This is a genomic window from Clostridium sp. KNHs216 (assembly GCF_006714885.1).
Taxonomy (GTDB): domain Bacteria; phylum Bacillota; class Clostridia; order Oscillospirales; family Acutalibacteraceae; genus Caproiciproducens.
Window position 1 is genome coordinate 452,567 of record NZ_VFMF01000001.1, and the last position, 23,694, is coordinate 476,260.

A 23,694-nucleotide genomic window follows, 5' to 3' on the forward strand; every position below is an offset into this window, starting at 1 on the left:
GGTAAATAGTATACTAAATAAGTTAAAATATTATGAACATTATTCCAGACATTGAAAAAGAGGGGTGCTACGCCCCTCTCTTTAATAAATGCCGAACGATCTCAGTCATCCGAAAGCTTATGGCCGCATTTACTGCAGTAATCCGCGTTCTGCGGATTTTCCTCACCGCAGTTCTTGCAAACCATTCTGGCGCGCATGGCGACCAGCTGCTCATTGACAGCGTCAAGCTGCTCATATAAATCATCTATTGCGGTAATGCATTCACTGACAAGGTCAGACGAGTCGTTATCGGTCTTTTTGGCTTCATAAACCGTCCTGCCAAGCGATTCAAAGCGCTTTGAAATTTCATTGTTCAGATCGGCAGCGTTTATTCTAAGCTTAGAGACATCAACAAACTGACCTGCTTTTTTGCCGACAACATTCACCGCGGACTTCGCGTTGACAACGACATCTTCAAACAGTCCCATAATAGCACACTCCTTTTATTAGGTTTTCTTACTGAAATTATATTCCAACGGCAGAGGAATTGCAATAAAATTCATCAATATATCCCACCGCCGATGAACTCGCGGATAATGGAATCCCGGGGAACAAATTCACTGTTGATCGGAGTAAACTTCTCAAGACTTTCAACGAGTTTCTCCGTCAAAGGGTACTGCCCGCAATCGGGTGAAACGGTTTTCAGAAGAGGGATGGCCTGATTTGCCAGCACACAGGTTTCATAGGTATGCAGCGAATTGATGGTATAATCGGCGCCGCTGCGGTAGGGTTTAATGTATTTCCTCTCCCCATCCATCACCGTCGGCCACATTTCCAGCGTCCGCACCGGCTTAGCGCCCCGAAAATTGTAATCCCTTACAATCCTTCTCACCAGCCTCATTTCATTCGCGTCAAACAGTTGCTTATTCCCTTCGTGAATCCCCTGCTTCACACTGATATAGATTTTACATACGTCCTCCTGGGGCAGCTTGTCGATAAAAACCGGATTCAGCGCGTGGATTCCTTCCACGATGGCGATGTCGTGCTCCCGCAAAGACACATGGCGCCTGTGCGGATACGGCATGTGGATTTCAAAATTGAAAACCGGCATCGTGCAGTGACGGTTCTCGATCAGGGAAAGAAGGCATCTTTCAATATCGGGAACATCCAGCGCGTCCACAGACTCATAATCGTGCTGCCCGTTGGCAAGCACCGGAGCCTGCCTCTCCCCGCGGTAAAAATCATCCAGAGAGATGATGGTGGAGCCGATTCCGATCGACTGAAATGCATTTTTCAAAAGATTCGAGGTGGTTGTTTTTCCGCTGCTGGATGGGCCGGAAAGCATAATCAGCCTGCAGTTTTGCTTTTGTCCGGCAATGGTTCTGGCTATCTTTCGGATGCTCTGATGATAGGCCTCTTCTGTCCGCATAACAAAAGCTTCCGGCTGCGCGGATGCCACGGCATTGATCTTACTGAGCTCGTTCTGATACTCTACAAAATTGCTCATAAACAGTTTTCACCTGATCTTTTCTAATAATCATTTCCTCAAAGCGATTGATATATTCATAGGGATATTTAAAGTTAAAAATGCGGGTAAGTCCGTCCGAGTACGGGTCCTTGATTTTGCTCGCGGCACCCGCGCCGCAAGCGAGAATCGTCTGGGATTCATCCATAATCACAACATTGTACGGACTTTCAGAGCCGGGCTTCGCCCATCCGGTATTTTCCAGATTGCCCACCATCCGGCTCTGCCGGTAAAGATAATACGGCAGATATCCGTGCAAAAGCAGCCGGCTGTCGGCGTAATCCAGCATTTCCGACGCCTGTGCGCCGCTTACAAAGGGCTCGCTTCCCTCCTGAAAAATCCTGGCCGAACGCTTCAGGGCAAGCGTGTGGACCGTAACGCTTTCCGGGGCGAGGCGAATCACTTCATCCAAAGTGGACATAAAGCTCTCCACTGTGTCCTGCGGCAGTCCCGCAATCAGATCCATATTGATATTGCCGAAGCCATGTTCGCGCGCCAGCGCGAAAGCGGAGAGGGTCTGCGCGGTCGTATGGCGGCGGCCGATCGCTTTGAGCACTTCGTCGTTCAGCGTCTGCGGATTGATGCTGATGCGCGTAACCCCGCGCCTTTTCATTGCGTCCAGCTTATCGCCGTCAATGGTGTCCGGCCTGCCCGCCTCCACGGTGAACTCACGACAGGCCGACAGGTCAAAGCTGTCGCGGATGGCGGTCAGAAGGACCTCCATCTGCTGCGAGGACAGGGTCGTGGGCGTTCCCCCGCCGATGTAAACGGACTCCAGCCGCAGCTTCAGGCCGGCGGCTACTTTCGCGGTATGTCGGATTTCTTCGCAAAGAAGGGTCAGATACTGCGGAATCAGCTTTGCCGTTTTTTCCACCGACGACGAAACAAAGGAGCAGTAAGAACAGCGTGTCGGGCAGAAAGGAATGGAAACATACAGGCTGAAGGATTCCGGCCCGGACTGTGCCAGAATCTTTTCTTCACCGCGCATGGTCAGAAGGCTTAATTCCGTTTTGGCGCCGGACACAAGAAGCTCGTTCCGAAAATAGTCCAGCCCTTCCTGCTCCCCTTTTTCGGCAATCAGGCGGCGCAGCAGCTTTACCGGCCTGACTCCCGTCAGGATGCCCCACTTCGGGGTAAAGCCGCAGTACCGTGTCAGAAGGCGGAACAGCATAACCGCCATACGGCGCTCGCTGTCCTTCTGCTGAACATTTTCCGATAAAGCAAGCATATCCGAGTCTTCTCCCTCGTAGGAGCCGAGCTTCACGCGCACGGAAATCCTCAACGCTTCCGGAAATGCTTTCAGCCCGGTGTAAACAAGGCAGTCGTCCTGCTCGTCAGCGGGCAATTCGGAAACCACTTTGATTTTTTGATGAGGAAAAAAGACGCGGCAGAGATTTTCCATTTCGTAATGGAACGAGTGTCCGTCGATCATCAGGATCATAAGACGCCGTTCCCCATATACGGATTGTTTTTTCTTTCGTATTCCAGCGTCGTTTCCCATTCGTGCCCCGGGTAAACATGATAGTCCCCCTCAAGATTCTCGAGCTTTTTCAGGGAATCCATCATCTGCGGGTAGCTCCCGGTCGGGAAATCCGTTCTGCCGCAGCTGCATTTCATCAGCGTATCGCCTGTAAAAATGGCATCTCCTACAAGATAGCAGCAGCTGCCGATCGTATGTCCGGGCGTATGCATCACACGGATTTTCAGGCTGCCAAGCTCTATCTTATCGCCGTCGTTCAGCGAGACGTCCGCCATAAAGGGCTCCGCCCCCAGCGGAGCGACCATGGTGGACAAGTTCAGGGAATTGTCTGAAGTAAACAGCATATCGTCGGAATAGAGATAGATTTTAGCATCCGTCAGCCGTTTTAAAGAACTTACCCCCATAATATGATCAAAATGCCCGTGAGTTAACAAAATGGCTTTGACATTCTCCTTGCCCGCGGCCAGAACCGCCTCTGTCAGTCTCGGGTCCTCAAAACCCGGATCGATTACCGCCGACAGACCGGTTTCATCATCTGTCAGAATATAGCAGTTGGTGGGCAGCGGCCCGCCGGTGATTCTAGTTACTTTCATATTTGGTCCAAGTCCTCCTGTATCTTCATAATTGCCGACAGTTCGGCCATCCGGTCAGCTCTCAGGAACGCTTGATGGAAATAATCCCCTCAATATTATTGAGGCGGTTAATGATGCTGTTCAGGTGCTCGAGGCCGTTGATGGTGATGGTAGCGGAGATCACGGCGCTGCCGTCCTTTGTTTCTCTGGAATTGAGCGAATGGATAAAGATGTGCATATTGAAAAGCTGCTGGGTCACGTCGGCAAGCAGGCCGGAGCGGTCGTTCGCCACAATTTCCAGCGTGGATTTAAATTCTTCCTTGACTTCGCCCGTCCAGTGCGCCTTGATCCATCTTTCCGGTTCGGGCGCGTCCTGCAGATTCTGCGGAACGTTGGAACAGGTGCGCTTATGGATGGAAACGCCGAAGCCGCGGGTAATAAAACCGATGATGTCGTCCCCGGGCAGGGGGTTGCAGCAGCGCGAAAACTTAATCAGGCAGTTGTCCATCCCGTCGACCGTAACGCCGCCCACGGGCTTCTTCGGCGTCTGCTTGGCAGGCGGCTGTGCCGGCACAGCCACAGGCGGACGCTTGTCCTTCATATAGTCTTCTTTGATTTTGGGCATGATTTTCCAAAGCTGGATTCCGCCGTAGCCGATTGCGGAGTATACGTCGTCCGCCGTGACGCAGTTCTGCTTTGCGCCGATTTTTTCCAGCAGGGCCGCAAGCTCGGCGTCGCTCATTTCAATGCCGTTCCTTCTGAACTCGCGTTCCAGCTCCGCTTTTCCCTCAACGATATTCTCATCGCGCTTCTCACGTTTAAACCATGCGCGTATTTTATTGCGGGCCTCGCTTGTTTTGACGATTTTCAGCCAGTCACGGCTGGGCCCGCGGGTTTCTTTGGAGGTAAGGACTTCAATGATCTGACCGGTTTTTACTTTGTAATCAATCGGTACAATCCGCTTGTCCACCTTGGCGCCGATCATCCGGTTGCCGACGGCGCTGTGGATGGCATAGGCAAAGTCGATCACAGTGGAGCCGGACGGCAGGTTAATGACATCGCCTCGCGGCGTAAAGACAAAAACTTCTTCCGGGGCCAGGTCCGATTTGATGGTGCGCACCAGATCGGTCGCGTCCCCGCTGTCCTTCTGGCTGTCCAGCATCTGGCGGATCCAGGCAAGACGCTGTTCCAGCGAATCGCCGCTCTTCCCGCCAAGGCCGAGCTTATATTTCCAGTGAGCCGCGATTCCGTATTCCGCGGTATGGTGCATTTCCCACGTTCTGATCTGCACCTCGAACGGGATTCCGTCCTTCCCGATCACCGTTGTATGCAGGGATTGGTATAAATTCGGCTTCGGGGTAGAGATATAATCCTTGAATCGGTTCGGAATCGGACGGTACATGTCGTGAATAACACCCAAAACGTTATAACAGTCGTTTACCGTATCAACGATGACGCGTACGGCGTAGATATCGTATATTTCATCCATGGAGCGTCCCTGAATAAACGTCTTCCGGAAAATCCCGTTGATGCTCTTGACTCTTCCTTCCAGATAAACGTTGGGAATCAGCGGCGACACGCGTTCAAAAATACACTTTTTTGTCCGTTCAATAAAGGCTTTCCGCTCATTGCTCCGCAGCTCAAGACTGCTTTCAATCTCCTCATAGGCCACGGGATCCAGACATCGGAGGGAAAGGTCTTCCAGCTCCTCTTTCACGGCCCGGATGCCCAGACGGTGCGCAATCGGGGCGTAAACCTCCATGTTTTCCAGCGCCTTGTCGCGCTGTTTCTGCGGCGGCATGAATTCAATGGTGCGCATATTGTGCAGGCGGTCGGCCAGCTTAATAATGATGACCCGGATATCCTCCGCCATGGCGATCAGCATTTTGCGCAGGTTCTCCGCCTGCTGTTCCTCCCGGGAAGAGTACGGAATACGGCCGAGTTTTGTTACGCCATCCGTCAGGTTGGCAATTTCCGCCCCAAAGCTCTTTTTCAGCTGCTCCAGATTGACCGGCGTATCCTCCACGACATCGTGCAGAAGGCCGGCGGCAACGGATTCGGTGTCCATCCCCAGTTCCACCAGGATGCACGCAACCGCGACAGGATGGGAAATATAGGGCGCGCCGGAAAGGCGCTTCTGTTCCTCATGGGATTTTACCGCGAGCTGATAGGCGCGGTCTATCACATCCATGTCATATTCATGTTCACTTTCCTTGATTAAAGCGACCAAACGGTCATACGTCATTAGCGGCCACGCCATAGGGTTCACCCTCCTTTCCCAGAGAATATAAATGATTCAGTATGTTGGAGCGGAACAAGTCCACTTTCTTTTCCGTATGTACTATTTCTACCGTACAGATATTGCCGGATTTCTCCAGCGTAATCAGATGATGCTCAGCAAGGACGTCCAGTGCCGTCAGAAGCTTTGCAAAACCGATCTGTGCGGAGCCGGTTTTCGCCAAAAGGCTTTCCGCTTCCCCGCGAAAGCCGTTCCCCGCACGCACCGCGCGGTAAACGGCGGCAAATTCGTTCCGGTCCGGTATCAGACCGGAAAGCTCTTCCTGCGACAACGGTTCTTCTCTTTTGGATTTCTCATAAAGCGCAAGCCCGGCAATGACTTCGTCCAAATCCACATCGGAGCGTTTCAGGTCTTTGATATAGATGGAAAGCGTATTTTTTCCGTTGTACTCCCGCGCTTCCAGCGTGACCGCAAGGTCGAGCAGATCGCCGGTAGAATACGGGAACTGCTCCAGCGTGGTGCCGAATTTCATGCAGCGTACAGCGGCGGTACCCTGCGTCACAGTTACGCGCAGATGCTTTCCCCCGCCGACCGGCGTGATGTCGGACAATGTCATATGATACAAACCAAAGAGCGGCGACGGATTTCCCATCCCGAACGGTTCCAGTGCCTGTACGTATTCGGGAATGTCCAGCGTCAGCTGCTTCGGTTTTAAAAGGCAGTCGATTTTCAAAACGGGAACCGGCATTGGGCCGGAAGCGGCGTAAGCATTGATCGTTTTGCGGAACGCGGCGATGTTTTCCGTCGGCAGCGTCAGACCGGCCGCCATCGGGTGCCCGCCGTAGCGGGTAAGCAGCCTGTCGCAGGAACGCACCGCTTCAAAAAGGGAAAATCCCTCAATGCTTCTGCCGGAGCCCTTGGCTTCTTCACCGGAATAGGAAATGATAATACTCGGTTTTCCAAACTGCTCGGTAATTCTGGAAGAAACAATTCCGATGACGCCGTGGTGCCAGTTTTCGCCCTCGATAACCAAAACACGGTCGTAAAGCCGCTGCGGCTGTTCTTTTAACTGCTGCAGTGCTTTCTCATATATTTCTCTCTCAATTTGGCGCCGGTATTCATTTTCGTCATTGATATCGCAGGAAAGCTCTCCCGCTTCGTCCGGATACTCGGTTAACAGCAGACGGACCGCCCTGTCGGGGGAACCGATCCGCCCCGTCGCGTTGATTCGCGGCACAATGGTAAAGGCAATATTTCCGGACGTCAGTTTCCGCCCTTCCATCCCCGCCTGCTCCAGCAAAGAGCGAAGGCCGAGCCGGTCGGTACGGGAAATCATCCTGAGCCCCGCTTTGACAAAGCTGCGGTTTTCTCCCGTCAGCGGAACGATATCACCGATCGTCCCGATCGCGACGAGATCAGCGTAATTATCGAGAAGAGCCGTTATATCACAGTCTTCCCCTTCCAGAGCCATAATCAGCTTAAAAGCGACGCCGACTCCGGAAAAATCTTTATAAAGACTTTTGCAGTCGCTTCGGTAAGGGTCCACAACGGCACAGGCACGCGGCAGCTCCGCGCGCGGCCGGTGGTGATCCGTAATTACAACGTCCATGGAAAGACTGTTGGCATAATCAACTTCTTCGATCGACGATATTCCGTTATCCACCGTAACAATCAGGCTGACCTGCTGCTCATGCAGTGTTTTGATCGCGTTCCTGTTGAGGCCGTAGCCTTCCCCTTCACGCTCCGGAATATAATACAGCACATTTGCTCCGCAGGATTCCAGATAGGAATACAGCATTGCGGTAGAGGTAACCCCGTCGGCGTCGTAATCCCCGTAAACCGCTATTTTTTCAAATCCGTCTACAGCGCTTAAAACACGGTCAGCCGCCTGACGCATATCGGCCATCAGAAACGGATCGGAAAAAGTCAGTTCGGACTGAAACAGCTCCCGGATGTGCTCCGGCTCTGTGATTCCCCGTGCCTGCAGCAAAACCGCCAGGAGTTCGGGGATTCCTGTTTCATTCGATATTTTTTGCGCAGATCGGCCATCACAAGGAAAGACCTGCCACTTTTTTATACTCACGCACTACACCTGCCCCATAATTTCTTATTGTATCATTTTGATAAAAAATATTCAATATTTATCTGCATCCTATCACATCGAAGCGGCCACGGTTCCCCATGCGTAATAACAAAAAGCCACCGATGACTGCCGGCGACCACAGAAACGGGTCAGTCGGACAGACCGGTGGCATGGATTCAAATAACGGTTTTCACCCGCGTAAAAGCCTTAAGCGTTTGCCTGCGCCCTTTTTGCAGCCTTGTGGTTCTGCCACATGACGTACATCGGACCGGCAACGCAGACGGAGGAATAGCAGCCGGTGACAATACCGACCATCATCGGCAGGGCGAACGTCGTTACACTGCTCAGGCCATAAACAGCGCCGACAATATACACCGTCGCAATGGAGGAAAAAGTGCATCCGGCGGTATAGAGGGAACGGGTAAAGGTCTGATTGATGCTGGTATTGACCAGAACCGAATACGGAGTCTTCGGTCCAAGCAGCCTGCGGTTTTCTCTGATACGGTCGTAAATGATGATGGTATCGTTCAGAGAATATCCCAAAATGGTCAGAACAACCGCAATAAAGCTGTCGTTGAGCGGCATTCTGAAGATAATAAAGGTAAAGTAAACCATCGCAATATCGTGCAGAAGGGCGATAATCGCCATAACGCCTGCGGACATACCGCCGATTTTCTTAAATCTGAGCGCAACATAAAAAATCAGCAGCAGGAAGGCAATCGCAATCGCCGCGATACATTTTGCAAAGAAGTTACGTCCCATGGACGGGTTGATGGAGCTTGATTCGACAACCTGGAAACCCGCGTTCGGGTACTTCGCCGTAAGCGCTTTGGCAATTGCCTGCTGGTTGTCAATGGAAATGGAATCCGTTCCCGCAAAGGAAATGGAAACATTGTTTTTTGCTTCCGAGCCGTCGGCGGATTTCACGCTCTCAAGGATACGGACGGTAACATCCTTTTGCGTGGTATCCTGAACAATCTTCTCTACATCCTCCTGTACAATCTTTCCGGTATAGGAATATTTGATGACCGCGCCGCCGGTAAACTGAATGTCGAGCTGGGTGCCGAAAATGATATTGAAAATCAGACCGATGGCCATGATTCCGATGGAAATGCCGAAAAAGATTTTCCTGTTTTCAAAAAATTTGATGTGAAAGGTTTTCATTTTGCGGCACCTCCATATAACCATTTGCTGCGTGCGAACTTAAACCCGGAAAGGGACTTTGTCATCAGGCGGGTCGCCGTTACGCCGAACACGAAGTTGCCGACAATACCAATGAGCAGAGTATAACCGAAGGAATAAATGGAACCGGTGGTCGACGGGCCAAAGATCATGGAAAGAATGTTCGTCGGTCCGAAAACGCCCATCAGGATCAGAGCAACGATAATAACGGTGATATTGCCGTCGAAAATCGCCCAGAAGCTGTTGTCGTCACCCTTCTGGATCGCACCGTCAAGCGTTTTGCCCGCCCACAGTTCCTCTTTGATTCTGGATGCGGTAATGATATTTGCGTCCACGCCCATGCCGATGGAAAGGATAATACCGGCAATACCGGGCAGGGTCATGGTGAAGCTGTTTACAAACGGGAAGTAACCGGAAACAGCCGCAAAGGAAAGCGCGATCTGGCCAAGCAGCGCAATAATCGCGACAAAACCGGGAAGTCTGAAAACGAAAAGCATAAAGATACAAATGATAGCGAATGCAATGCAGCCGGCAATCAGCATGGCGTGCAGGGAAGAAGCTCCCAGCAGAGGGCTGATCGTGCTGAAGTTTGTAGTGGTAAGCTTAAAGGGAAGCGCACCGGCAGTGATTTTGTTTGCCAGGGCGGATGCTTCCGCAGCGGTAAAATTGCCTTCAATAGAGCATTTACCGTCCGTAATGACCGCGTTGACCGTCGGGCTGGAAATCATCACATCGTCCATCCATATGGAAATAACCTGACCTTGCAGGCGCTCGGTCGCTTCCGCGAATTTTTCGGTTCCGCTGTCGTTCAGTTCAAGGCCAACCATGTACTTGGAGGTACCGCTTGTCTGGTCCTGAGACATCTCTGCCTTGGCGCTCTTAATGTCGCTGCCCTGCAGGATGATGGCGTCTGCGGTAGTTCCCTTCGGGGTTTTATAGACGGGTTGTCCATCGGCGTCTGTTTCCGTCGTCGTGTACTCGCCGCCCTCGCGGAAGGTAAGCAACGCTGTTGCGGAAAGCTCCTGGATTGCGCTTTCCGGGTCAAAAGTGGTTTCGCCGTTCTTCCACGGGAAGCGGACAATAATCCGGTCATGATCGTAGTCCGTATACAGTTCATAATCGGTAATGTGTTTGCTGGTCATACGAACTTCAATAATGGATTTGGCGGAATCAATTTGTTCCTTGGTTGCCTTGGTCGAAGTTGCGGGGCTGAACGTAGCCTCGACGCCGCCGTTGATGTCAATTCCCCATCTAATGTCGCTTACACCCTTTATGTAGGTGTTCGAATTATCCCCGTTTTGTCCCTTAATACCAAAAGTAGCGGTATAAGTTAAAAACAGTATGAGGAGGGCGACGATGAAAAAAACTGGTTTTGCTACTCGCTTCATTCGTAAATCCTCCAATTTTGGTGTTCTGTGAATCCTCGCAGACGTAACAAAGTTTATTATATTGTTATTGCCCCAAAAAGTCAATCGATTTGGCAAGATTATTAACGGATACAGTCAAAAAAAGAAAGGGAGCAGCGCTCCCCTTCCCCTATTTGCTCAACAGCTTTTCCGCCGCCGCCAGCTGAACACAGATACAGAACAATTCCATCGCCTGTTCCAGTTCCGCCACGGGCGGGTAAGTCGGCGCAACCCGGATATTCCTGTCGTTCGGATCCTTGCCGTACGGATACGTCGCGCCCGCGCCCGTAAGGGTGACTCCGGCCTCCCTGCAGAGCGAAACCACGCGCTTTGCGCAACCGTCCAGAACATCCACGCTGACAAAGTAACCGCCGTTCGGGTTGGTCCATTCGGCAACCCCTTTGCCTCCCAGCTCCGATTCCAGGCTGGAGATCACTGTCCGGAATTTCGGTTCCAGCAGAGCACGGTGCTTTGCCATGTGCTTCATCACGCCGTCCATATCCTTGAGGAAATAAATGTGGCGGAGCTGATTCAGCTTATCTGGCCCGATCGTCTGGAAGGAATAATGCTCCCTCAGGACGGCGAGGTTGCTTTCGCTTGCCCCCATGGCCGCGATACCCGCACCCGGGAAGGTGATCTTGCTGGTGGAAGAAAAGAAGATAGGCAAATCGATATTGTTATATTTCCGGCATTCGTGCCAAAGGTTCAGCAGGGTGTCCGGAGTATCCGTCAGGTCATGAACACAGTAGGCGTTATCCCAGAAGATTTTGAAATCCTTTGCCGCCGGCTTCAGGGCCGCAAACCGCCGGACCGTTTCATCGGAATAGGTAATGCCCGTGGGGTTGGAATATTTCGGCACGCACCAGATTCCCTTGATCGACGCATCGTCCGCGATCAGCTTCTCTACCACATCCATGTCCGGGCCGGTGGCAAGCATCGGCACGGCAATCAGCTCAAAGCCGAAATATTCGGTGATGGCAAAATGCCTGTCATAGCCGGGCGAAGGGCACAGAAATTTAACAGGACCCTGTCTGCCCCACGGCTCGCAGCCTGCAAAGCCGTGCGTCATGGCACAGGATATCGCGTCAAACATCATGTTCAGGCTGGAATTTCCGCCGACGATGATATTGTGATCGTCCACGCCCATCATTTCCGCGAACAGCTCTCTCAGTTCCGGCAGGCCGTCCGGCAGACCATAATTGCGGCAGTCGTCTCCGGTTGAAGAATGCATATCGGAACCTGAATTCAGAGTATCCAGCATTTTCATGGAAAGATTCAGTTGATCCGTCGCCGGTTTTCCACGCGCCATATTCAGTTTAAGGCCCTGGGCTTTAAACTGGTCGTAGCGGTTCTGTAAGTCTGCTTTCACTTTTGACAGCTCGGAATCTGACATGGATAAAAATTGCAACATGAGCATCTCCCTATCATAATATGCAAAATACATATGTAAACTCTTATTATTCTAATATATGCCGCGATGAAATGCAAGTTTAAAATAAAATTCCTGCATTTTCATCAATCTTCATGAAATTAGAATCCTAAGAACCCATTTCTATGTATTACATTTAGGAAGCTGCCCAAAAGGGTCTCGATGGAAATTACTTCAAATACTGCGCAAGCTCAATGTCCACCTTCTGGATATGATTCAGAAGCCAGTTCATCAGAAAATAATTGGTTTTGGATACCAGCGCGATGGAAGCGCCTTCTTTTGAAAGATCGTTTTTCAGATCGGCAATCTGTTTCTTAAAATACTCATGCAGTTCCTTATGCTCTTTGTATTTCGGATAGGCGCTGCTTCTCTGCAGCTTTTCCTCGTCCGAAAAATGCTTGATGGTATAGCCCTCCAGAAACTCCAGCGTTTTGAAAATTTCTTCCTTGCCCTTGCCCTGATTGCAGGCGGCAAAGAGCTGGTCGATCCGGTCGCACAGCTCCTTGTGTTCCCCGTCGATCAGAGGCACGCCGATTTTCAGGCTTTCTTTCCACATTGCCATAAAAGACACATCCTTTCTGTTTCCTATATCAAATCCCAAAAAATTTCTTTATTAAAATTCCGCCGTGCCGGTCGTGCGCGGGAAAGGCAGCACGTCGCGAATATTGGCGATTCCTGTCAGATACATGACCAAGCGCTCAAAGCCAAGGCCGTAACCGGCGTGCTTTGTGCCGCCGTAGCGCCTCAGGTCGAGGTACCACCAGTAATTTTCCTCATCCAGATGGAAATCCTTCATGCGCTGCTGCAAAACGTCCATGCGCTCCTCGCGCTGGCTGCCGCCGATAATTTCACCGATTCCCGGCACCAGCAGGTCTACCGCCGCCACCGTTTTTCCGTCGTCGTTCAGACGCATATAGAATGCTTTGATTTCCTTCGGATAATCGGTCACAAAAACCGGCTTTCCGTAAACCTTTTCCGTCAGATATTTCTCGTGCTCGGTCTGAAGGTCGGTTCCCCACTCCACTTTATATTCAAACTGGTCGTTGTTTTTCTTCAGAAGCTCAACCGCCTCGGTATAGGTCACACGGGCAAAATCGGAATCGACGACATTTTGCAGACGGTCCACAAGGCCCTTGTCGATAAACTGATTAAAGAACGCGATATCGTCCGGACAGGTCTCCATAACATATCCGATGACGAATTTAATCATCGCTTCCGCCAGCTCCATGTCGTCCTGCAGGTCGGCGAACGCAATCTCCGGCTCTATCATCCAGAATTCCGCCGCGTGGCGCTGGGTATAGGATTTTTCCGCACGGAAGGTCGGGCCGAAGGTGTATACCTTTCCAAAAGCCATGGCCATGCACTCGGCTTCAAGCTGCCCCGAAACCGTCAGCGAAGTATGCTTCTGGAAAAAGTCCTGTGAATAGTCCACTGCACCGCTTTCCGTCCGGGGAGGGTTGTCCGCATCCAGCGTGGTCACGGTAAACATCTCTCCCGCTCCCTCACAGTCGCTGCCGGTAATCAGCGGAGTATGAACATAGACAAAATCATTTTCGTTGAAAAATTTATGAATTGCAAACGCGGCGGCGGAACGGATGCGGAAAGCCGCGCTGAACGTATTGGTGCGCGGACGCAGATGGGCGATCGTACGCAGATATTCCAGAGAATGGCGTTTTTTCTGAAGGGGATAATCCGGCGTGGACTGGCCGTCCACCTCCACCTGCGCGGCATGGATTTCAAAAGGCTGCTTCGCTTCGGGCGTTAAAAGCAGTTCGCCCGACACCGTAAGAGCCGAACCCACATTCAGCTTTGCAATCTCTGTAAAATTAGAAATTTTATCGGATTCAAATACAATCTGAACTCCCTTAAAGCAGCTTCCGTCATTCAGTTCAATAAAACCAAGCGCTTTGGAATCCCGGATCGTGCGTACCCAGCCGCAAACCATGACGGTTTTCCCGCCGAGTTCCGCCGTTTTGGAATATAATTCGGCTATTTCAGTCCTTTTCAAGCTGATACCTCCTAAATATTAGCAACTTATGAATTATTCTTATATTATAACACGAAGCTACTCTGTGCAATACCAAAAACGCAGGAATTTCCGCAAAACTTCAAATATCTGCAAATTAGGGGTTGATTTTTCCCGGAACATTCGATATAATATCAGAGTTGCCTGATGTGAGAGCAACTTAATTGCCACTTGGAGAGGTATTCTAATGGTAAGGAGCCACATTGGAAATGTGGTGTGCCGCAAGGCATTGTGCGTTCGAGTCGCATCCTCTCCGCCAAGAAAGAGCATCCGCATTTGCGGGTGCTCTTTTTCATGAATAAGGATAAAAATACATCTTACAGCAATTCCATTTCAGTTTACGAAAAAAACGCGTTCCTCCCCCTTCAGCGGGGAAGGAACGCAACCTTGTTGCAGAATCAGCTGGAAATGCTGTAGCAGTTTAGCAGAAAGGACGCGGAAATGTAATGGTTTCAAAACAAGCCGTATCGTATTTATCAAAGGATATGCTTTTACATATTGATATGCTGGAAATCCTGAAGCGGAAGGACACCGAAGTATTGCAGGCGTCCGACCGGGGCGCCCTGCTTTACAATGAAAGCTGCGGCGTCTATATGATCAGCGCGCAGGACGGGCAGACAGCGGAAGAAATGCTTTCATCCGTCAAACGGCCCGAAGTGATCGTCACGCATCAGAATTTCTGTATTGATACGGTTCAGAAGCAATTCCGGTTCCACAGGAAAACAGCCTGCCATCAGGCTGCATATTTTAATAGGAACCCGTTGCCCGTACCGGAGTCCTCTGCGGTGATCCGCCCGCTGGACGAATCCTATCTGCCGTTTCTGTTAAAGTACTATTCCCTCGCCGGCATCGTGTCGGTGCAGGAACGCCTGGAATCCGGCTCCATGTTCGGAGCGTTTCTCAGCGGCGCGCTGGCAGGATTTGCCGGCACTCACGCGGAAGGCTCCATGGGTCTGCTGGAAGTGCTTCCGGAATACCGCCGCCAGGGCATTGCCCTCGTACTGGAAACCTTCCTCGCCAACCGTTTCCTGGCGGAAGGCCGGGTTCCGTTCGCTCAGATCATTGCCGGAAATACGGCTTCCCTAAAGCTGCAGCAAAAGCTGGGCTTTACCGTTTCAGAACAGACCATCTGCTGGCTGGAGTAGCGTTTCCCCGCCCGACGGCTGCTCCGGCCTGACAAAAGACAGATAATAATAATCGTTGATCTGTTTGTGAAAGTCGGCGCCCAGACGGTAAAAGATTCCCATCGTTTCATAAAGGACTTCCGGACCCGCCGCCGTACATACCAGCTGCCCGCCGGGCTTCAGGAGGCCGTAGAGGATTGTAAAAAGCCCTTCCCTGTTGTGAAGCGCGGCCGATTCGCTTTCCAGCACAATATAATCGTACTGCCTGCCGCCGAAATACAGCTGAACGTCTTCGGCAGGACCCTGCACACATTCCCTGCAGATGGTTTTCAGCTCCGTCATATTATTGCCCCGTTCAGACAGATAATAGAGTTCCACATCCTTGCAGCCGTGGCTTTTACATACATTTTTCAGCTGCAGTACGGTGGTACCGAAGGAACCGCCGATTCCCAGAATGCTGACCTCGTTTTTACTGCCGTAATCCAGAACATTCAGCACGTTGAAGTCGATTAAGCCCGCTATATAGGCGTCGACCCCGAACTTTACAAAAAACAGCCCCTTGTTTCTGATGGCAAGATTTTTATCCTTTTCATATTCCGCATTAAACGTACGGGCGCCAAAGTGATGGACGAACGTGTCCTTTGCCAGAATGGTCTTATACCCCATTCTTCTGATGCTGAAGCAGATGGCGTCGTCGTCATAGCACCCGGGATTGAAATCTTCGTCAAATCCGCCCAGCACCTTCAGAATTTCCGTTCTGTAAATAGCGGCGTAAACCGTCATCTTCAGACGTTCCTCCCACAGATCGGGGTTGCTGACATTGTACCGCTCCGCAATCCTCTGCATTTCCTCCATCGACTGGCACGGCAGATTGATCTGCTGATAATTGCACGACGCGTCACAGACCGGCACCACCATGCCGATTTTCGGATCGGATTCAAAACAATTCAGAAGGTTGTCAAGCCAATGAGCGGTAACGACAACATCATTGCTGACATTCATGGTGTATTTTCCTTCCGCTATTTTGAACCCGCAATTGAACGCTTTGCATACGCCGATGTTTTCCGGAAAACTGATTTTTTTCTGATTCGGCAGACCGTTGAAATATTCTTCCGTGCCGTCCGAGGAACCATTATTGATGGTTATCAGCTCGAAATCGATGTGGGAGGTATAACGATAGATGCTTTCTATACACTGCCTGGTATAATCCAGATGATTGTACGCGAGCACCACGATGCTCACCAGCGGAGACGCTGTTTCCTTGTTTTCGATCTGCGCCGCTTCCTTTTGCTCTGTACCCATCTTCCCGCTCTCCTTAAATGAATTGGTTCACTCCGGTAACGGCGTAACTCACCCGATCTCCGTTTCACAGAAGTTCATCCTATTATTATATGAACAGGCTGAGGCAATTGATATTTTCAAAAGAGAATTTTTATTCCAAGCAAAACTTTCAATGACAATTTACGGGGGAATCCAATCATGACAGTTTATCAGCAAATCCTTATCGCCTGCCCTCTGGTATTTCTGGCAAGCTTTGTGGACGCGGTCGCGGGCGGGGGCGGACTGATTTCTCTGCCCGCATACTACCTTACGGGCATGACGTCTCACTTTGCCATTGGCTCCAACAAGTTTTCTTCCTGTATCGGCACGATGTTCTCTACCGGAAGGTTTTTAAAGAGCGGTAGCTTCCATCTGCGCGTCGCTCTCGTCTCGGCCGGATTTGCCCTGGCCGGAAGCTACGCCGGCGCGCGGCTGGCGCTCTTCCTGGACGACCGTTTCCTTCGTCTCGCCATGCTGGTGCTTCTCCCCTTTGCCGCCGCCGTCATTTTGCTTTCACGGAAAAAGGACAGCTCGGATATCAGCACTTTTGAAAAGATCCCCGCACGGCGCGCCATGGTCCTTTCCGCGGGGATCGGGCTGGCTCTCGGCATGTACGACGGCTTTTTCGGGCCGGGCACCGGCACTTTTCTGATTATTGCTTTTACTGCTTTCCTCGGGTTCGACTACAAAACGGCCTGCGGCAATACCAAAGTTGTCAACCTGGCTTCCAACGCAGCCGCGCTTGTTACGTTTGTTGCGGCGGGAACGATTCAGTATTCCGTTGCGGTTCCCGCGGCAGTTTGTTCCATCGCCGGACACTGGATCGGTTCGGGACTGGCAATTAAAAAAGGGGCCCGGTTCATCCGGCCCGTTATGGTCTTCGTACTGGTACTTCTGTTTTCCAAAGTCGTTTACGACATGCTGATAAAATAGGAATCATATAAGGATGAAAAAAGCCCTGGACCTCCGCAAAAACGGTCCGGGGCTCTGCTATGCAAAAAACGGGGAATGGCTTATTTATTGATTCAAGGTCTCATTCATGCTTCCGGTGCGGTAGCCTTTGATATCCAGCGCAATATAGGTAAACCCGATCTCTTTGAATCTGGAATCAATTTTGTCACGCGTCTTTCCGTCCAGCATTGCGCCAAAGCCGTTTTCATCCGTCTCGATACGTGCCAGATTTCCGTGAAAACGGACGCGCACCTGATGGAAGCCCAAATCAAGCAGATACTGTTCAGCCTGATCGATCATGCGCAGCCTGTCCGGTGTAATGTCTTCCCCGTACGGAAAACGCGAAGACAAACAAGCAAAGGACTGCTTGTTCCATGTGGGAAGTCCCAGCTTTTTGGAAAGCTGGCGGATTTCCGCCTTCGTAAGACCGGCCTCCCTCAGGGGGCTTTTAATCCCCAGTTCCGCAACAGCCATCAGGCCCGGCCGGTAATCCCCGTTATCGTCTGAATTGGAACCTTCGATAACATTTTCAATTCCTTTTGTCTGTGCGATTGCTTTAATTTTGGAAAAAAGCTCGGACTTACATAAGTAGCATCTGTTGGTCGGGTTCTTGGAAAAACCGTCGATATTCAGTTCTTCGGAGTCCACAACAATATGTTCGATGGAATTGTCAAACGCAAACGCCGTCGCCTCGTCCAGCTCCCTTTTGGGGAAACTGAGGGAACGCGCCGTAACGGCAATTGCCTTGTCGCCCAAAACGTCATGGGCCACTTTCAGAAGAAAAGTGGAATCAACCCCGCCGGAAAAAGCGGTGGCTACGCTTTTCAGACTTCTTAAATATTCTTTCAGGTTCTCATACTTAATCTCTAATAAATCCATATCTGTCCCCATCAATTCTATTTTTTCTCATACCTGATATCATACTGATTTAATCCTATCAATTCCTATCAGATTAGTATTCATTTTATCTTAAATCCTTCGGATTGTCAACCGGAAATGGTCTGCAAAAAGGGGAAGCCGAATTGCGTTTTCGGCAAAAGCTCCTATTTGTCATACATAAATCTTCCGAGATTTCAATAAAATAATAAAGTTTTCCAAAGGGCCTTAAAAAGTTGATGAACAGGCCGACATTTGTTATAATCGACTTATAAAAACGAAACATTGGTGGTGTCGCGTTTTGAACAGAAAAAAGACGAATAAGACAGCAAAGTTAGCAGCAGTAATCGACATTGGTTCGAATATGCTGAAAATGAGAATATCTCAGTTAAAAAAAGGCGAAATCGTTGATCTGGATATCCTGGAGTATCCCCTGAGCCTCGGTCACGAGGTCTTTACGGAAGGAAAAATCCGGTTTGAAAGCCTGCGGGAGCTCTCCCGCGTTCTGCACGGATACTCTTCCATTATGGACGAATACGGAGTTGACCAGTGCAAAGTCGTGGCCACCACCGCATTCCGGGATGCCAAAAACAGGTCCTACGTTGTCGACCAGCTGAAAATCCAAAACGATATTACGGTTCAGGTCTTGGAAGACGACCAGGAAAAAACGCTGATTTATTCCGAAATATTAAATTTCCTGAACAGAATCGAAAATAAAAAGAGCGAAAATGCGCTGATCTCTTACATCGGCGCGGGAACCATCGGATTTTCCGTTTATAACGGCAAGCATATGGTTTTTTCTCAGAACATACCGATGGGCGCGCTGAAGCTGCATGATATGCTGGGAAATATTCAGGAATTGACGGAGGACTTTTACACTGTTGTAGAAGAATATCTTCATTCGATTATCGGACATATCAACATTCCGTTTAAAAAGGGAATCGTGTCAAATCTGATCCTGACCGGCAACGAGATTCAGCTGATTGCGAAAATCTGCGGCGTGGAGCCGGTGGACGACTGTTACACCATTCCTACGGCAATGCTCACCGACCTGTTTAAGCGGGTACGCTCCATGTCCCAGGAAAAGATCGGGATCGAGTACGGTACCACCGAGGAAACCGCGGAGCTGCTGTATTCCGCTCTGGCCATTTATATCTCTCTGATCGATTTTACCACTTCCGATTATATCATTTCGCCCAAGGTCGAGCTTTGGGACGCATTGATGCGGCTGATGCTCATCCCGAAAAGCGGGGATGAATACTTTGAGCATGTCCGTGCAAATGCGATTTCCTGCGCGCAGGAAATCGCCAAAACCTACAACTGCAATCAAAAGCATTCCGATAATATCCGAAAATTCGCCTGCCGTATTTTTGACAAAATGAAGGGTGCCCACGGCCTTGACCACAGGAAAAGGCTCCTTCTGGAGCTGGCGGCGATCCTGCACGACAGCGGGCACTATGTGACGGCCAAGCAGCACCTTTTGAGCGCGTTCGACCTGATTAAAGATATTGACGTTTATGGAATGACCGACGACGAAATGCTGATTACGGCGTATGTATCCCGGTACAACGAATACGACGTGCCGAATTACGACGACGTTGAATTTATCCGCACCAGCGACAAGAACAGGCTGATCGTTTCCAAGCTGGTGGCGATTTTCCGGCTTGCCAATGCCCTGGATAAATCGCAGAAGCAGAAGCTGAAGGATATTAAGGTCAAGCTGGAAAACGACAAGTTACTCATTACAGCGGAAAGCAACGATAACGTCTATTTGGAAAAATGGGCGTTTGAACAGTGCGCCCCTTTCTTTAAGGAGGTTTTCGGATACAATCCGGTGCTCACCATCAAATCATCTCTTATATAAAAAGGCTGTGTGTTGATCATGAACGATATCATCGAAAAAATAAAAATTCCCTATATCAACCGTGAACTGAGCTGGATGGACTTTAACGGCCGGGTGCTGGAAGAAGCTTTTGAACGGGAAAACCCTATTATGGAACGCATCCGTTTTCTGGCGATTACCGCTTCCAATCTGGATGAATTCTTTATGGTACGCGTAGCCGGCGTGAAAGAACAGGTAAACTCGGATTATCGGGGCGAGGACCCTTCCGGCCTGAAGCCGAAACAGCTTTTGCCCCTGCTTTCCCAAAAAATCCATGCCTTCACGGAAAAACAGTATTCTTGTTTGTACCGCTCCATTATGCCGGCAATGAGAAAAAGCGATATCAGCTTTATCCTTCCTGAGGAAATGAGCCCCGATCAGCTGCGTTTTATTTCCGATTACTTTGATAAAGTGCTCTTCCCCGTGCTGACCCCGCTTGCAGTGGACACAAGCCGCCCTTTCCCCCTGCTTGCAAATAAAAGCCTGAATATTGCGGTACGGCTCAAGGGTGAGGAGGATTCCTATTTCGCCGTCGTACAGGTACCGTCGATTCTGTCCCGATTTCTGGAAGTTCCCTCCACCCGCGGCAAAACCTATGTCCTTCTGGAAAATGTCATCATGTATAAGCTGGAAGAGCTGTTCGAGCTTAGCGATATTCAGTCCGCCTGCCCGTTCCGCATGACCCGCAATTCGGATCTGGACATTGACGAGGAGTCGGAGGACCTGCTGATCGAAATACAGAAATCCATTAAAAAGCGCAAACGCGGCAAGCCCGTGCGTCTGGAACTGATACAGAAATGCGACGTTGAGACGCGGGAATTTCTGATTGATATGCTCGACGTCAGCGAGGATGAAATATATGAGCTGCCCGGCCCGCTTGATCTGACCTTTTTCTCAAAATTCGCTTCCATTCCGGAATTTAAAAGCCTGTGCTTTCAGCCGATCGAGCCGGTCTATCCCCCCGCCGATTTCTGGGGCTACGATGATATTTTTGAAGCCATCCGCGAAAAGGACAGGATGGTTCACCATCCATATGAAAGCTTTGACATCGTGGTTGATTTCGTCCGCAGGGCGGCGGAAGACGAAAACGTGCTGGCAATCAAACAGACGCTTTATCGCGTCAGCGGACATTCCCCGATTGTGGCGGCGCTGATTACCGCGGCGGAAAACGGCAAACAGGTCACCGTACTGGTGGAACTGAAAGCGCGCTTTGACGAAGAAAACAACATTCTGTGGGCAAAAAAGCTGGAGGAAGCCGGGTGCCATGTCATCTACGGTCTGGCCGGGCTAAAGACCCACTGCAAAATTTTGCTGGTCGTCCGCCGCGATGAGGACGGCATTCGCCGGTACCTTCATATGGGAACGGGAAATTACAACGATTCGACCGCGAAAATTTATACAGACATCGGTGTCTTTACCTGCAAGGAGCCTTACGGAACGGACGCTTCTTCCCTGTTTAACGTGCTGACCGGGTACTCCCGCCCGCCGGAATACAACCGATTCGTGGTTGCGCCGCACGGAATGAGAAGTTTTTTCCGGCGGATGATCGAAAAGGAGATTGAAAACTCCCGTCAGGGCCTGCCCTGCGGGATCACGGCAAAGGTGAATTCCCTTGTCGATCCCGATATTATCGAGCTGCTGTACAAAGCCTCCCAGGCGAACGTTCCGGTACGGCTGCTGGTGCGCGGGATCTGCTGCCTGATTCCCGGGCTGCCGAGAACCAGCGAAAATATTACGGTCTACAGCATCGTCGGCCAGCTTTTGGAGCACAGCCGCATTTTCCGCTTTGAAAACGGGGGCAGCCCCAAAATCTATATGGGAAGCGCGGACTGGATGCAGCGCAACCTCGACCGGCGTGTGGAGCTTATATTTCCGATTGAGGAAGAAGACCTGCGGCAGCGGGCGTTCGCGATATTGGACCTGATGCTGAGCGACAATATCAATGCCAGGATCATGCAATCCGACACGGTGTACGCTCATATTGATAAACGCGGAAAGGCCCCCTGCAATTGCCAGATTGAATTTTCCCGTCTGGCGCAGGCGGCGGTGAACAAATATATAGAACAGGACGGCAATAAGCCATTCCGCCCAATTTACAGTGCGGAACTCAGGTAATTTTAAGGATAAAGGAATCAGGGAAAGAGGAAACGTATGAAAAGAATCGGAATTTTAACAAGCGGCGGGGACTGTCAGGGACTGAACGCAGCGATCCGCGGCGTCGCCAAAGCGCTTTATGTTGAGTTTAAGGAAAACGTCGAGATCTACGGAATCAACGACGGATACCGCGGCTTGATTGAGGGCAGCTACAAACACATGAAGCCGGACGATTTTTCGGGTATTCTGACCCTTGGCGGCACCATTCTGGGCACTTCCCGCCAGCCCTTCAAGCTGATGCGCGTGGTGGACGAAAACAGTGTCGACAAAGTCAAATGCATGAAAGACAACTATAAAAAGATGAAGCTGGACTGCCTGGTGATTTTGGGCGGAAATGGAACCCATAAAACCGCCAACCTGCTGAGCGAAGAAGGCTTGAATATTGTCACCCTGCCGAAAACCATCGACAACGATGTCTGGGGCACCGATATGACGTTTGGATTCAGCAGCGCAATGGAAATCGCGACAAACGTACTGGACTGCATCCACACCACCGCGACCTCTCACGGCAGGGTGTTCATTGTGGAAATCATGGGCCACAAAGCGGGATGGCTGACCCTGCACGCGGGCATTGCGGGCGGGGCGGACGTGATCCTCCTGCCGGAAATCCCCTACAGCATTGACAGTATCGCCCAAACGCTGGAACAGCGCAACAAACACGGTAAACGTTTTTCCATTCTTGCCGTAGCGGAGGGCGTGATCTCCCAGCAGGAATCAAAAATGAATAAAAAAGAGTTCAAAGCGTCGAGGGCCGGGATGCCCTATCCCTCCATTTCCTATCGGCTTACAAGGGAAATCAGCGAGAGAACCGGCCAGGAAATCCGCGTGACGGTTCCGGGGCATTTTCAGCGCGGCGGAAGTCCCTGCCCCTATGACAGGCTTCTGGCAACGCGGTTCGGCACCGCGGCGGCAAAACTCATTTCCGATAAAAAATACGGAAATATGGTGGCTCTGCAAAACGGAAGCATCGTTCCCGTTCCATTGAATGAGGTTGCAGGAAAGCTGAAGGGCGTCCCAACAGACTGCGAGATCATTCAGACCGCAAGGGACATCGGCATCAGCTTCGGCGATTGAGAAAGAGGGGGATCCTATGAAACCGAGCAAAAACAAGAAACCCGCCGTCGTGGCGGTTACCATGATGATCGGCGCGATTTCCGCCGCCATGATGGCATTTACGGCCGTACTGAACATTTGCGCTTTTATCAGGATTGTTCGCTGTACCAATACGGTACAGAAATCACTGCCTGAAATTGAAAAAGCCGCGCGGCTCTACAGAAAGAACCACACGGCGGAAAAAACGGACGACAAGCAAAAGAACGGATAGTCTATATTTCCTAAAACAAGCATCCGCCGGCTGAGCCGGCGGATGCTTGTTTCACAGCAATTCCAAGGTAAGACATGTCACTCCCCCGCCTTCGGCGGAGGAGTGACACAACCTTGTTGCAAGATCAACCGGAACCGCTGTA

At 50.8% G+C, this 23,694-nt stretch carries 19 protein-coding genes and 1 tRNA gene; 7 read left to right on the forward strand and 13 right to left on the reverse strand.

Translation table 11 applies throughout. From position 1 onward, the window contains the following. Positions 1-101: 101 nt before the first annotated feature. The 11 genes from LY85_RS02285 to asnS form a co-directional block, all read right to left on the reverse strand. Entirely contained in the window at positions 102-467 is a 366-nt protein-coding gene (locus LY85_RS02285; RefSeq protein ID WP_081928281.1) for a zinc ribbon domain-containing protein, read from the reverse strand. Positions 468-541: 74 nt separating this feature from the next. Continuing rightward, complete coding sequence (locus LY85_RS02290; protein WP_141825303.1) at positions 542-1,486, reverse strand: nucleoside kinase; 945 nt, start codon at positions 1,484-1,486, stop codon at positions 542-544. After that, positions 1,449-2,945 carry a coproporphyrinogen dehydrogenase HemZ gene (hemZ, locus tag LY85_RS02295; RefSeq protein ID WP_141825304.1) on the reverse strand — a complete coding sequence of 499 codons (1,497 nt, stop codon included), beginning with the start codon at positions 2,943-2,945 and terminating at the stop codon, positions 1,449-1,451. Before hemZ ends, LY85_RS02290 begins: the two co-directional genes overlap by 38 nt. Beyond that, positions 2,942-3,577 (reverse strand): MBL fold metallo-hydrolase, encoded by a 636-nt coding sequence (locus LY85_RS02300; protein WP_141825305.1) that lies wholly within the window; start codon positions 3,575-3,577, stop codon positions 2,942-2,944. Before LY85_RS02300 ends, hemZ begins: the two co-directional genes overlap by 4 nt. 61 nt (positions 3,578-3,638) lie before the next feature. Further along, the gene (locus LY85_RS02305) at positions 3,639-5,816 is read right to left on the reverse strand and encodes a bifunctional (p)ppGpp synthetase/guanosine-3',5'-bis(diphosphate) 3'-pyrophosphohydrolase (RefSeq protein ID WP_141825306.1); all 2,178 of its coding nucleotides are present in this window, start codon (positions 5,814-5,816) and stop codon (positions 3,639-3,641) included. After that, a complete protein-coding gene (gene recJ, locus LY85_RS02310) occupies positions 5,791-7,878 on the reverse strand; it encodes a single-stranded-DNA-specific exonuclease RecJ (RefSeq protein ID WP_141825307.1) in 2,088 nt (695 codons plus the stop codon). Before recJ ends, LY85_RS02305 begins: the two co-directional genes overlap by 26 nt. Before the next feature lie 207 nt (positions 7,879-8,085). Next, the gene (gene secF, locus LY85_RS02315; RefSeq protein WP_141825308.1) at positions 8,086-9,042 is read right to left on the reverse strand and encodes a protein translocase subunit SecF; all 957 of its coding nucleotides are present in this window, start codon (positions 9,040-9,042) and stop codon (positions 8,086-8,088) included. Further along, positions 9,039-10,448 carry an MMPL family transporter gene (locus tag LY85_RS02320; RefSeq protein ID WP_038324309.1) on the reverse strand — a complete coding sequence of 470 codons (1,410 nt, stop codon included), beginning with the start codon at positions 10,446-10,448 and terminating at the stop codon, positions 9,039-9,041. The genes secF and LY85_RS02320 overlap by 4 nt, the downstream gene beginning before the upstream one ends. A 148-nt stretch (positions 10,449-10,596) precedes the next feature. Beyond that, positions 10,597-11,877 (reverse strand): aminotransferase class I/II-fold pyridoxal phosphate-dependent enzyme, encoded by a 1,281-nt coding sequence (locus LY85_RS02325; protein WP_141825309.1) that lies wholly within the window; start codon positions 11,875-11,877, stop codon positions 10,597-10,599. Positions 11,878-12,064: 187 nt separating this feature from the next. Beyond that, on the reverse strand, positions 12,065-12,457 hold the full coding sequence (locus tag LY85_RS02330) for a bacteriohemerythrin (RefSeq protein WP_141825310.1): 393 nt from the start codon (positions 12,455-12,457) through the stop codon (positions 12,065-12,067). Between the two features lie 51 nt (positions 12,458-12,508). Next, on the reverse strand, positions 12,509-13,903 hold the full coding sequence (gene asnS / locus LY85_RS02335; protein WP_141825311.1) for an asparagine--tRNA ligase: 1,395 nt from the start codon (positions 13,901-13,903) through the stop codon (positions 12,509-12,511). A gap of 191 nt (positions 13,904-14,094) precedes the next feature. On the opposite strand from asnS, the gene LY85_RS02340 reads away from it, so the two are divergent. Together LY85_RS02340 and LY85_RS02345 are read left to right on the forward strand one after the other, a co-directional pair. After that, positions 14,095-14,180: transfer RNA gene (locus tag LY85_RS02340), tRNA-Ser, on the forward strand. Between the two features lie 187 nt (positions 14,181-14,367). Further along, the gene (locus LY85_RS02345; RefSeq protein WP_141825312.1) at positions 14,368-15,066 is read left to right on the forward strand and encodes a GNAT family N-acetyltransferase; all 699 of its coding nucleotides are present in this window, start codon (positions 14,368-14,370) and stop codon (positions 15,064-15,066) included. On the opposite strand, the gene LY85_RS02350 is transcribed toward LY85_RS02345, so the two are convergent. Beyond that, positions 15,037-16,347 carry a glycosyltransferase gene (locus tag LY85_RS02350; protein WP_141825313.1) on the reverse strand — a complete coding sequence of 437 codons (1,311 nt, stop codon included), beginning with the start codon at positions 16,345-16,347 and terminating at the stop codon, positions 15,037-15,039. The two genes, LY85_RS02345 and LY85_RS02350, sit on opposite strands and share 30 nt — an antisense overlap. 177 nt (positions 16,348-16,524) lie before the next feature. On the opposite strand from LY85_RS02350, the gene LY85_RS02355 reads away from it, so the two are divergent. Further along, positions 16,525-17,298 (forward strand): TSUP family transporter, encoded by a 774-nt coding sequence (locus tag LY85_RS02355; RefSeq protein WP_141825314.1) that lies wholly within the window; start codon positions 16,525-16,527, stop codon positions 17,296-17,298. Between the two features lie 84 nt (positions 17,299-17,382). Here LY85_RS02355 and larE read toward each other — a convergent pair whose 3' ends face one another. Then, positions 17,383-18,195, reverse strand: a complete 813-nt coding sequence (gene larE / locus LY85_RS02360) for an ATP-dependent sacrificial sulfur transferase LarE (RefSeq protein ID WP_141825315.1) — start codon at positions 18,193-18,195, stop codon at positions 17,383-17,385. A gap of 298 nt (positions 18,196-18,493) precedes the next feature. On the opposite strand from larE, the gene LY85_RS02365 reads away from it, so the two are divergent. From LY85_RS02365 to LY85_RS02380, 4 genes are read left to right on the forward strand one after another with little or no spacing between them, the layout of a single operon-like run. After that, the gene (locus LY85_RS02365) at positions 18,494-20,056 is read left to right on the forward strand and encodes a phosphatase (protein WP_141825316.1); all 1,563 of its coding nucleotides are present in this window, start codon (positions 18,494-18,496) and stop codon (positions 20,054-20,056) included. Between the two features lie 18 nt (positions 20,057-20,074). Then, complete coding sequence (locus LY85_RS02370) at positions 20,075-22,189, forward strand: RNA degradosome polyphosphate kinase (RefSeq protein ID WP_141825317.1); 2,115 nt, start codon at positions 20,075-20,077, stop codon at positions 22,187-22,189. A 36-nt stretch (positions 22,190-22,225) separates the two neighbouring features. Then, positions 22,226-23,302, forward strand: coding sequence for an ATP-dependent 6-phosphofructokinase (locus LY85_RS02375; protein ID WP_141825318.1), 1,077 nt, complete (start codon positions 22,226-22,228; stop codon positions 23,300-23,302). A gap of 16 nt (positions 23,303-23,318) precedes the next feature. Continuing rightward, on the forward strand, positions 23,319-23,552 hold the full coding sequence (locus tag LY85_RS02380) for a hypothetical protein (protein ID WP_141825319.1): 234 nt from the start codon (positions 23,319-23,321) through the stop codon (positions 23,550-23,552). Positions 23,553-23,694: the final 142 nt, after the last annotated feature.

Bases quoted from the DNA above. Each gene is read 5' to 3' on its own strand.
- LY85_RS02350 (WP_141825313.1), bottom strand. From the start codon at position 16,347: ATGGGTACAGAGCAAAAGGAAGCGGCGCAGATCGAAAACAAGGAAACA.
- LY85_RS02330 (WP_141825310.1), bottom strand. From the start codon at position 12,457: ATGGCAATGTGGAAAGAAAGCCTGAAAATCGGCGTGCCTCTGATCGAC.
- LY85_RS02370 (WP_141825317.1), top strand. From the start codon at position 20,075: ATGAACGATATCATCGAAAAAATAAAAATTCCCTATATCAACCGTGAA.
- LY85_RS02375 (WP_141825318.1), top strand. From the start codon at position 22,226: ATGAAAAGAATCGGAATTTTAACAAGCGGCGGGGACTGTCAGGGACTG.
- LY85_RS02325 (WP_141825309.1), bottom strand. From the start codon at position 11,877: ATGTTGCAATTTTTATCCATGTCAGATTCCGAGCTGTCAAAAGTGAAA.
- LY85_RS02285 (WP_081928281.1), bottom strand. From the start codon at position 467: ATGGGACTGTTTGAAGATGTCGTTGTCAACGCGAAGTCCGCGGTGAAT.
- LY85_RS02355 (WP_141825314.1), top strand. From the start codon at position 16,525: ATGACAGTTTATCAGCAAATCCTTATCGCCTGCCCTCTGGTATTTCTG.
- LY85_RS02290 (WP_141825303.1), bottom strand. From the start codon at position 1,486: ATGAGCAATTTTGTAGAGTATCAGAACGAGCTCAGTAAGATCAATGCC.
- secF (WP_141825308.1), bottom strand. From the start codon at position 9,042: ATGAAAACCTTTCACATCAAATTTTTTGAAAACAGGAAAATCTTTTTC.
- larE (WP_141825315.1), bottom strand. From the start codon at position 18,195: ATGGATTTATTAGAGATTAAGTATGAGAACCTGAAAGAATATTTAAGA.
- hemZ (WP_141825304.1), bottom strand. From the start codon at position 2,945: ATGATCCTGATGATCGACGGACACTCGTTCCATTACGAAATGGAAAAT.
- LY85_RS02380 (WP_141825319.1), top strand. From the start codon at position 23,319: ATGAAACCGAGCAAAAACAAGAAACCCGCCGTCGTGGCGGTTACCATG.
- LY85_RS02320 (WP_038324309.1), bottom strand. From the start codon at position 10,448: ATGAAGCGAGTAGCAAAACCAGTTTTTTTCATCGTCGCCCTCCTCATA.
- LY85_RS02300 (WP_141825305.1), bottom strand. From the start codon at position 3,577: ATGAAAGTAACTAGAATCACCGGCGGGCCGCTGCCCACCAACTGCTAT.
- LY85_RS02345 (WP_141825312.1), top strand. From the start codon at position 14,368: ATGGTTTCAAAACAAGCCGTATCGTATTTATCAAAGGATATGCTTTTA.
- LY85_RS02305 (WP_141825306.1), bottom strand. From the start codon at position 5,816: ATGGCGTGGCCGCTAATGACGTATGACCGTTTGGTCGCTTTAATCAAG.